Origin of the sequence: Bradyrhizobium sp. (assembly GCF_030697065.1) — a bacterium.
In the GTDB taxonomy this organism is placed as follows: domain Bacteria; phylum Pseudomonadota; class Alphaproteobacteria; order Rhizobiales; family Xanthobacteraceae; genus Bradyrhizobium.
Genome location: NZ_JAUYQU010000244.1, coordinates 1 through 10,071, shown reverse-complemented (window position 1 = coordinate 10,071; position 10,071 = coordinate 1). Strand labels below are relative to the sequence as shown.

General features: G+C 64.4%; 8 protein-coding genes. 7 read left to right on the top strand and 1 reads right to left on the bottom strand.

The window, feature by feature from the left end; translation table 11 throughout:
• The 4 genes from Q8R73_RS19215 to Q8R73_RS19200 form a co-directional block, all read left to right on the top strand.
• The coding region (locus tag Q8R73_RS19215; RefSeq protein ID WP_305721131.1) for an ABC transporter substrate-binding protein at positions 1-801 on the top strand (801 nt) is incomplete at its 5' end.
• Between the two features lie 142 nt (positions 802-943).
• Complete coding sequence (locus tag Q8R73_RS19210; protein WP_305721130.1) at positions 944-2,173, top strand: ABC transporter substrate-binding protein; 1,230 nt, start codon at positions 944-946, stop codon at positions 2,171-2,173.
• 127 nt (positions 2,174-2,300) lie between these two features.
• On the top strand, positions 2,301-3,581 hold the full coding sequence (locus Q8R73_RS19205; protein WP_305721129.1) for a glycerate kinase: 1,281 nt from the start codon (positions 2,301-2,303) through the stop codon (positions 3,579-3,581).
• A gap of 167 nt (positions 3,582-3,748) precedes the next feature.
• Complete coding sequence (locus Q8R73_RS19200; protein WP_305721128.1) at positions 3,749-5,899, top strand: bifunctional diguanylate cyclase/phosphodiesterase; 2,151 nt, start codon at positions 3,749-3,751, stop codon at positions 5,897-5,899.
• Between the two features lie 6 nt (positions 5,900-5,905).
• On the opposite strand, the gene Q8R73_RS19195 is transcribed toward Q8R73_RS19200, so the two are convergent.
• Positions 5,906-6,421: a MarR family winged helix-turn-helix transcriptional regulator gene (locus Q8R73_RS19195; protein ID WP_305721127.1), complete on the bottom strand. Its 516-nt coding sequence runs from the start codon at positions 6,419-6,421 to the stop codon at positions 5,906-5,908.
• A gap of 186 nt (positions 6,422-6,607) precedes the next feature.
• Here Q8R73_RS19195 and Q8R73_RS19190 point away from each other — a divergent pair, with 186 nt between their 5' ends.
• The 3 genes from Q8R73_RS19190 to Q8R73_RS19180 all read left to right on the top strand — a co-directional run.
• Entirely contained in the window at positions 6,608-7,648 is a 1,041-nt protein-coding gene (locus Q8R73_RS19190) for a branched-chain amino acid ABC transporter permease (protein WP_305721126.1), read from the top strand.
• A 5-nt stretch (positions 7,649-7,653) separates the two neighbouring features.
• On the top strand, positions 7,654-9,426 hold the full coding sequence (locus tag Q8R73_RS19185; protein ID WP_305721125.1) for an ATP-binding cassette domain-containing protein: 1,773 nt from the start codon (positions 7,654-7,656) through the stop codon (positions 9,424-9,426).
• A partial coding sequence (locus tag Q8R73_RS19180; RefSeq protein WP_305721124.1) for an ABC transporter ATP-binding protein occupies positions 9,423-10,071 on the top strand: 649 nt, incomplete at its 3' end. The genes Q8R73_RS19185 and Q8R73_RS19180, both read left to right, overlap by 4 nt.

Here is a 10,071-nt window from a genome sequence, read left to right as displayed (position 1 = left end):
TGGAACGATCCGAAGGATTTCCCCTGGACCATGGGCTGGCAGCCCAACTACCAGAGCGAAACCCAGATCTACGCGAAGTACATCCTCAAGGAGAAGCCGAACGCCAAGATCGGCGTGCTCTATCAGAACGACGATTACGGCAAGGACTACCTGAAGGGGCTGAAGGACGGGCTTGGCTCCAAGGTCTCGATGATCGTGGCCGAAGAGAGCTACGAAGTCTCGCAGCCGACCATCGACTCCCACATCGTCAAGCTCAAATCGTCGGGCGCCGACGTGTTCATCAACATCACCACGCCGAAATTCGCGGCGCAGGCGATCAAGAAGAACGCGGAAATCGGCTGGAAGCCGCTGCACTTCCTCAACAACGTCTCCGCCTCGATCGGCAGCGTGATCAAGCCGGCCGGCTTTCCGAACAGCCAGGACATCATCTCCTCCGCCTACCTGAAGGATACGTCCGATCCGCAGTGGAAGGACGACGCCGGCATGAAGGCGTTCGACGAGTTCCTCACCAAATACTTCCCCGAAGGCAACCGGATCGATGGCTCGGTGATGTACGGCTACACCGTCGCGCAGGGTATCGTTCATGTCCTGAAGCAGTGCGGCGACGATCTCACCCGCGCGAACGTCATGAAGCAGGCTGCCAGCATCAAGAACCTGGAACTCGGCGGTCTGTTGCCCGGCATCAAGGTCAACACCAGCGCCACCGATTTCGCTCCGATCTCGCAGGTGCAGTTGATCCGGTTCAAGGGTGAAACCTGGGAGCGGTTCGGCGAAATCCTGAGCAGCGACGCTACCAACTGACGCAGCTTCGGGATTAACCGACTGTCAGGAAAGAATACGGAACCGGCCCCTGCGCCAATGCGCGCAGGGGCTTTTTCTTGTAGGCCACTGCCGACCGTGTCATAAGTCCCGCACAATACTAAGAAAATGGGAGAGAATTGGAATGCCTTCAACGACCAAGAAACTTGCTATTGCCTCGGCTGCGTTCGCCATGTTTGCCGCAACCAGCAGCGGCGCGCTCGCGCAGAAGAAATACGACCCCGGCGCCAGCGATACCGAGATCAAGATCGGCAACATCATGCCCTACAGCGGACCCGCTTCCGCCTACGGCGTGATCGGCAAGACCGAAGAGGCCTACTTCAAGAAGATCAATGCCGAAGGCGGCATCAATGGCCGCAAGATCAATTTCATCAGCTATGACGACGCCTACAGCCCGCCGAAAACCGTCGAGCAGACGCGCAAGCTGGTCGAGAGCGACGAGGTGCTGTTCGTCTTCAACCCGCTCGGCACGCCGCCGAACTCGGCGATCCAGAAGTACCTGAATTCGAAGAAGGTGCCGCAGCTGTTCGTCGCCACCGGCGCCACCAAGTGGAACGATCCGAAGAACTTCCCCTGGACCATGGGCTGGCAGCCCAACTACCAGAGCGAAACCCAGATCTACGCGAAGTACATCCTGAAGGAAATGCCGAACGCCAAGATCGGCGTGCTCTATCAGAACGACGATTACGGCAAGGACTACCTGAAGGGCCTGAAGGACGGGCTTGGCGCCAAGGCGGCTTCGCTGATCGTGGCCGAGGAGAGCTACGAAGTCTCGCAGCCGACCATCGACTCCCAGATCGTCAAACTCAAATCGTCGGGCGCCGACGTGTTCATCAACATCACCACGCCGAAGTTCGCGGCACAGGCGATCAAGAAGAACGCGGAAATCGGCTGGAAGCCGGTTCATTTCCTCAACAACGTCTCGGCTTCGATCGGCGCCGTGATGAAGCCGGCCGGCTTTGACGCGGGCCAGGGCATCATCTCGTCCGCCTACCTGAAGGATACGTCCGATCCGCAGTGGAAGGACGATGCCGGCATGAAGGCGTTCGACGAGTTCCTCACCAAGCACTTCCCCGAAGGCAACCGGATCGATGCCAACGTCATGTTCGGCTACACCGTCGCGCAGGGCATCGTGCATGTGCTGAAGGCCTGCGGCGACAACCTGACCCGCGAAAACGTCATGAAGCAGGCGGCCAGCATCAAGGATCTCGAACTCGGCGGCCTTTTGCCCGGCATCAAGGTCAACACCAGCGCCACCGACTTTGCTCCGATCTCGCAGGTGCAACTGGTCAGGTTCAAGGGCGAAGCCTGGGAACGGTTCGGCGAAGTGCTGAGCGGCGACGCCACCAACTAGCCCGGCGGCAACCGCACAGCCCTTCGGGCTCACGCAACGACCCCCGCAGCAAGCCTGCGGGGGTTTTCTTTTGTGCCGAACGGATGGATAACCGGTTGGATGTTTTCAACCCGGCTGCCGTGACACGATGACCGACAGACGCCCTCTCCTGCGCGCGATTTTCGACGCCGCCATTGCCGCGGCACATCCCGACGTCGTGCTGGCGCAGCATCTGCGCCCGGCGCCGAAGGGCCGGGTGATTTGTCTTGCCGCCGGCAAGGGCGCCGCCGCCATGGCCGCGGCCGCGGAGCGGCACTATCTCGACGAACTGGGACTGCCGCCGTCGCGGCTCACCGGTATCGCGACCACCCGCCACGGCCACGGCGTGCCGACACGGCGGATCCGGGTGGTCGAAGCCGGCCATCCGGTGCCCGACGAAGCCGGCCTCAAGGGCGCGGCGGACAGCCTGCTGCTGGCGCAGGATGCGGGTCCGGACGACCTGTTGCTGGTGCTGCTGTCCGGCGGCGGCTCGGCGAACTGGATCGCGCCGGCTGCAGGCGTGACGTTCGCGCAAAAGCAGCAGGTGACCCGCGCGCTGTTGCGCTCGGGCGCACCGATCGGCGAGATCAACACCGTGCGCAAGCATTTGTCGCGAATCAAGGGCGGCCGGCTGGCGCGCGCCGGACAGCGCGCGGAAATCGTGACGCTGGCGATTTCGGACGTGCCGCATGACGACGCGTCCGCGATCGCATCGGGCCCGACGGTACCGGATCCGACCACGCTTTCGGATGCGCGCGCGCTGGTGGCGAAGTACAGGCTGGCGGTCGATGACGCCGTCCGCGCGGCGCTCGATGACGCCGCGAACGAGAGCTGCAAGCCCGGCGACCCCGCCTTTGCCCGCGCGCATTTCGAACTGATCGCCCGGCCCAGGGCTTCGCTCGACGCCGCGATCCGACTGGCGCGCGACGCCGGCTACGCGATCATCGACCTCGGCGCCGACCTCGAGGGCGAGGCCCGCAGCGTCGCCGCCGACCACGCCCGACTGGCGTTGCAGGCGCGCGCCGAGGGCAAGCGGCTGGCGATCCTCTCCGGCGGCGAACTCACCGTCACGGTGCGCGGCCATGGCCGCGGCGGCCCCAACCAGGAGTATGCGCTGGCACTGGCCGACCTGCTCCGGGACACGCCGGATATTTCGGCGCTTGCCGCAGATACCGACGGCGCCGACGGCGGTGCCGGCAGCGCCAGCGATCCGGCCGGAGCGATGATCGATTCCGCCACGTTCGAAAAAATGAAGTCGCTCGGCCTCGACGTCCAGGCCTGTCTCGACGACAACGACGCCACCACCTTCTTCACCGCGACCGGCGATCTCGTGCTGACCGGCCCGACACTGACCAATGTGAACGATATCAGGGTGATCCTGGTGGACTAGAGGATATCTGCCTCCACGCCAGCCGCGAATTGTTAACGCATTGTTCAGGCCGTTCCAAGGAAGTGTCCGAAATCCCGGCATCTCAAGCAGGCGATTCACCGCCCTGCTGCTCTAATGCGGCCGTTCAAGGCCGAAAGCGCTGCAACGCCAGTGCAGGGAAACGCCCGATGGCGGATTTTGTCGATCATGCCCACGATCCGGAACCGGTCGTTCCGACCCGGCTCCTCGCGCACGCCATCAACAACCTGTCGCTGGGAATCATCATCTTCGACAGCAGGCGCGAAGTCGTATTCTGCAACCAGCGCTACGCCGACATCTATCGGCTCTCATCCGAGCAAACAAAACCCGGAACCGGCATCGGCCAACTTGTCGAGCACCGGCGGAATTTGAGCAGGGTTCGTTCAATTCCCGGCAACGACATCCGGGAACGCATTGCGAACGCCGCGATTGCGGGCACGACCGTGCTCGAGCTCACCGACGGCAGGATCATTTCCCGCACGGTCTACCCGATGCCGGACGGCGGCGGCATGGCGACACATGAAGACATCACCGACCGCGAGGAAATGAGCGCACGCCTGAGCCGGCAGATCGAACTCGGCCAGGAGCACGAGGAGAATTTGAGGATCGCCAACCTGCAATTCGACAGGGCGATCAACAACATGTCGCAGGGCCTGTGCTTCTTCGACGCCGCCCATCGCCTGATCGTATGCAACGATCGCTACCTCGACATGTACGATCTTCAGCCCGATCGCGTCGGCCCCGGCACCCCGCTGGGCGAAATCGTCGACATGCGTTTTGAAGCGGGAAGCTTTCCCGCGATGACGAGGGATGAATACATCGAGTGGCGTACCAAGGTCGCCATTTCCGCCGAACCCACCGACAGCATCGTCGAACTGCGCAACGGCCGCACCTTCAAGATCCGGCACCGGCCGATGCCCGACGGCGGCTGGGTCGCCACCCATGAAGACATCACCGAGCAGCGGCGATCCGAGGTCAAGATCGAATACATGGCGCACCACGACGCGCTGACCGACCTTGCCAACCGGGTGTTGCTGAACGAGCGGCTCGAACAGGCGCTTAACCGCCGCATTCACCGCGAGCAAGCCGTCGCGGTCCATCATCTCGATCTCGACCAGTTCAAGGCCGTGAACGACACGTTCGGCCATCACGCCGGCGACAGGCTTCTGAAGACCGTCGCGGACCGGTTGCGCGCCCTGGTGCGCGATACCGACACCATCGCCCGAATGGGCGGCGACGAATTCGTGATCGTGCAGGCCCCGATCGCCGATCCGGCCCAGGCCACCGCGCTGGCGCAACGCATCATCGATTCGATCGGCGAGCCCTTCGAGATCGACGGCCACCAGGCGACGATCGGCGCCAGCATCGGCATCGCGGTCGGACCCGGCGACGGATTGATCCCCGACAAGCTGCTGCGCAATGCCGACCTCGCGCTCTACCGCGCGAAAGGCGACGGCCGCGGCATCTTCAGGTTTTTCGAGCCCGCGATGGATCTGCAAATGCAGACCCGCCGCATCCTGGAGCAGGACATGCGCAGGGCGCTGCCATCCGGCGAGTTCGAACTGTATTACCAGCCGGTGGTGAATCTGGCGAGCAACGACATCAGCGGCTTCGAGGCCCTGATCCGCTGGAATCACCCGCGACAGGGACTGGTGTCGCCGGCCAACTTCATTCCGTTGGCAGAGGAGATCGGGTTCATCGTGCCGATCGGCGAATGGGTCATCCGGCAGGCCTGCACCACCGCGGCCGCATGGCCGGAAGGCCTTCGTATCGCCGTCAATATTTCGGCAGCCCAGTTCCGCAGCCCCGGGCTGATGCAGATCATCGTCGGCGCACTCGGGGCCTCGGGCCTGCATCCGACGCGTCTCGAGATCGAAATTACCGAGACCGTGCTGCTGCACAACAGGGAAGCTGCCCTCGCCATCCTTCACCAGTTGCGATCCCTGGGGGTACGGATCGCAATGGACGATTTCGGCACCGGATATTCCTCGCTGACCTATCTGCAGTGTTTTCCGTTCGACAAGATCAAGATCGACCGCTCCTTCGTGAAGAACATTGCGGACAACGCCGGCTCGCTCAACATCGTGCGCGCGGTCGCAGCGCTCGCCAGCGGCATGGGCATGACGACGACGGCCGAAGGCGTCGAAACCCCGGAACAGCGCGACAGGATTGCCTCCGAGGGCTGTACCGAGATGCAGGGGTTCCTGTTCAGCGAGCCGCTGCCCGCAGGCGAAATCGAACGGCTGTACCTCGCACGGCGCGCGGCGCGGCAGGCGTCCGGACAGATCGTCGCGGCGTGACGGCGCTCAAAACTCTCTTGCGATCGTCGCCAGCATCTCCAGCAGCGCGGCCCGGTTGGCGGGTCCGAGCAATTCGTTGAGCCGGGCTTCGTGCTTGTTGGCGACCAGCTTCTTGGCGCGCGCCAGCACCGCGCGGCCCTTGTCGGTCAGCATCAGGATGTGGGAACGACGGTCATTGGTCGAACGGATCCGCGTGCACAAATCGCGGCTCTCGAGGCCGTCGAGCATCGCCACGAAATTCGGCCGCAGGATGCCGAGCGTATTGGCGATCTCGGTCTGGTTGCGGCCGGGATTGCGGTCGAGCAGCAGCAGCACCGAGAACTGCGCCGGCGTCAATTGCAGCGGCGCCACGCAGCGCAGAAAATCCTCGAACACCCGCAGCTGCGCGCGCTTGAGCGAATATCCCAGCAGCTCGGACAATTCGCCGAGCTGCAGCGCCGCCGCTTCCACGGCGACCTCGGCCGGCTCCTTGCGGGCGGCGCGGGACGGCTTGGCGACATCGGCAGTCTTCGAAACAGTCATCGCTCGATGCTCGCAATCCCGGTAAGCTCAGCTGAGACCTGACAGAGTGGACGGGCCTTGAAGTTATATTTGATAATTGTTATGCACTATACCGAATATCGGCGGGAGTTTTCAACTGCTGTTATTTGACGGTCAGCCGCCGCTCAAGGGGCGACCGGTCAGACGCGTGATGGGGAGCGCCCGGTCTTGAACACGACGATCATGCTGTTCCTGGTGCAGGACGGCATCACCAACGGCGCGATCTACGCTTTGCTCGGCCTTGCGCTGGTGCTGGTATTCGCCGTCACCCGGGTCATCCTGATTCCACAGGGCGAGTTCGTCACCTTCGGCGCCCTGACCTATGCCACGCTGTCGGCGGGCAACATGCCGGGAACCGCCCAGCTCGCGGTGGTGATGGGCGTGATGGCGTTCGGCCTCGACCTTTTCGCCGGCCGCCGCTCGCTGCATCCGCGCCTGGTCGGGCGGGCCTTCGCGATCAACATCCTGCTGCCGGTGGCGATCTACGCCCTGACGTCCTGGCTCGCCGGCAAGAACACCCCGATCGCGGTCAATATCGCGCTGTCGCTGCTGATCGTCGCGGCGATCGGGCTGTTTCTCTACCGGCTGGTCTTCCAGCCGCTGGCGCACACCTCGGTGCTGGTGCTGCTGATCGCCTCGGTCGGCGCCCACCTCGCGCTGCAGGGTCTCGGCCTGGTATTCTTCGGCGCCGAAGGCCAGCGCGGCCCGACCATCTCGGATGCGGCCTTCATGGTGGGCCCGCTGCGTTTCACCGGCCAGAGCATCGCGGTCTACGCCATCACCATCGCCTTCATCGTCGGCCTGTGGCTGTTCTTCGGCCTCACCCTCTACGGCAAGGCGTTGCGCGCCACCGCCGTCAACCGGCTCGGCGCCCGGCTGGTCGGCATCCGCACCACGCTGTCGGGACAGATCGCCTTCCTGCTCGCTTCCGTGATCGGCGCGTTGTCCGGCATCCTGATCGTGCCGATCACCACACTGTATTACGACACCGGCTTCCTGATCGGCCTGAAAGGTTTCATTGCCGCGATCATCGGCGGCCTCGTCAGCTATCCGCTGACCGCGGTCGCAGCCCTGGTAGTCGGCACCGTCGAGGCGTTCTCCTCGTTCTATGCCAGCAATTTCAAGGAAGTCATCGTCTTCACGCTGATCCTTCCGGTCCTCGTGCTGCGGTCGCTCGCGGCGCCCGCGGTCGAGGAAGAGAAGGACTGACGGCGATGACGCAACGGCTGCTACCCATCTCGATCTTCGCGGCATTGATGGCGGTGATCCCGCTGATCCCGGGCATGCCGCCGTTCTGGATCGTGCTGCTCAACAATATCGGGCTCGCCGCGCTGGTGGCGATGGGCCTGGTTCTGCTGACCGGCGTCGGCGGCCTGACGTCGTTCGGCCAGGCGGCGTTTTGCGGCTTCGGTGCCTACACCACCGCGGTGCTCTCGACGGCCTATGGCGTATCGCCCTGGCTGACGCTGCCGCTGTCGCTGCTGGTCAGCGGCGGCGCCGCGGTTTTTCTCGGCCTCGTCACGGTGCGGCTGTCGGGCCACTATCTGCCGCTCGGAACCATCGCCTGGGGCATCGGCCTGTATTATCTGTTCAGCAAGCTCGAATTCCTCGGCCGCAATGACGGCATCACCGGGATTCCGCCGCTGTCGATTGGCACCCTCAAGATGCTCGATGCCGGCACGATCTACTACGCCATCTGGATCGCGGTGCTGATCTGCGCGCTGCTCAGCATGAACCTGCTGGACTCGCGCACCGGCCGCGCGATCCGCGCGCTGCGCCGCGGACACATCGCCGCCGAGGCGTTCGGCGTGCAGACGCCCCGCGCCAAGCTCTTGGTGTTCATCTATGCGGCGGTGCTGGCCGGGCTGTCCGGCTGGCTCTATGCGCATTTCCAGCGCGCCGCCAACCCGACTCCGTTCGGCGCCCACGCCGGCATCGAATATCTCTTCATCGCAGTGGTCGGCGGCGCCGGCTATGTCTGGGGCGCGGTGCTGGGCGCCGGCATCGTCGTCATCTTGAAGGAGATCCTGCAGAGCTACCTGCCGCTGTTGTTTCGCGGCGAAGGCCAGCTCGAGACCATCGTGTTCGGCATCATGCTGGTGCTGCTGCTGCAGCTGGCGCCGACCGGGGTCTGGCCGTGGCTGATGGGGCGACTGCCGTTCAAAGCGGCCCGCAAGCGGCCCGATACTTCTCTCACCCTGCCTGCGCGCGAGCGGCCGGCCGCAGCTCCGGGCGCGCTGCTCCAGATCGACAATGCGCGAAAACAGTTCGGCGGCGTGATCGCGGTCAACGACGTCTCGTTCGACGTTCAGGCCCGCGAGATCGTCGCCCTGATCGGTCCCAACGGCGCCGGCAAGAGCACGACCTTCAACCTGATCACCGGCGTGCTGACCTCCACCGGGGGCACCATCTCGGTGCACGGCAGGAACATCGACAATGCGCCGCCGCAGGAGGTGGTAAAACTCGGCATCGCCCGGACCTTCCAGCACGTCAAGCTGGTGCCGGACATGAGCGTACTGGAAAACGTCGCGATCGGCGCGCATCTGCGCGGCCATTCCGGCGCCATCTCCAGCATGCTGCGCCTCGACCGCTCCGATGAAGCGAAATTGCTGGCCGAAGCGGCGCGCCAGATCGAGCGCGTCGGGCTCATCGACCAGATCGATCAGCCGGCAGGCAGCCTGTCGCTCGGCCAGCAGCGCATCGTCGAGATCGCCCGCGCGCTGTGCGTCGATCCGATGCTGCTGCTGCTCGACGAACCCGCCGCAGGCCTGCGTCACATGGAAAAGCAGCGGCTCGCAACGCTGCTGCGCACCCTGCGCGACGGCGGCATGTCGGTGCTGCTGGTCGAGCACGACATGGGCTTCGTAATGGATCTGGCCGACCGCATCGTGGTGCTCGACTTCGGCACCAAAATCGCCGAGGGCACCCCCGATGCGATCAAGCGCAATCCCGATGTGATCAAGGCCTATCTCGGAGCGGCGGCATGAGCGCGCTGCTGCAGGTAAGCGATGCGCATGTCGCCTATGGCAAGGTCGAGGCCGTGCGCGCGGTATCGCTGGAGGTCGGCGCCGACGAGATCGTCACCATCATCGGCGCCAACGGCGCCGGCAAGACCACGCTGCTGAACGCCATCATGGGTATCCTGCCGCTGACCGGCGGCGTGGCCTTTGCCGGCAGGGACATCCTGCAGCTGGAAATCGAGGACCGCGTCGCGGCGGGCCTCAGCCTGGTGCCCGAGCATCGCGAACTGTTCGGCACCATGAATGTCGAGGACAATCTGCAGCTCGGCGCCTTCCGGATCGCCAAGGCCGTCGCGGCGCAATCGTTCGAGCGGGTCTACACGCTGTTTCCGCGGCTCAAGGAGCGGCGCAAGCAACTGGCCGGCACGCTGTCGGGCGGCGAGCAGCAAATGCTGGCGATGGGCCGCGCCTTGATGGGCGCCCCCAAACTCCTGATGCTGGACGAACCGAGCCTCGGCCTCGCACCGATCATCGTGGCCGACATCTTTCGAACCATCGGCGAGTTGCGCGCCGCCGGCGTCTCGGTGCTGCTGGTCGAGCAGAATGCCCAGGCCGCGCTGAAGATCGCCGATCGCGCCTATGTGATGGAGCTCGGCGAGTTCATCCTGAATG

Bases quoted from the DNA above. Each gene is read 5' to 3' on its own strand.
- Q8R73_RS19200 (WP_305721128.1), top strand. From the start codon at position 3,749: ATGGCGGATTTTGTCGATCATGCCCACGATCCGGAACCGGTCGTTCCG.
- Q8R73_RS19210 (WP_305721130.1), top strand. From the start codon at position 944: ATGCCTTCAACGACCAAGAAACTTGCTATTGCCTCGGCTGCGTTCGCC.
- Q8R73_RS19205 (WP_305721129.1), top strand. From the start codon at position 2,301: ATGACCGACAGACGCCCTCTCCTGCGCGCGATTTTCGACGCCGCCATT.
- Q8R73_RS19195 (WP_305721127.1), bottom strand. From the start codon at position 6,421: ATGACTGTTTCGAAGACTGCCGATGTCGCCAAGCCGTCCCGCGCCGCC.
- Q8R73_RS19185 (WP_305721125.1), top strand. From the start codon at position 7,654: ATGACGCAACGGCTGCTACCCATCTCGATCTTCGCGGCATTGATGGCG.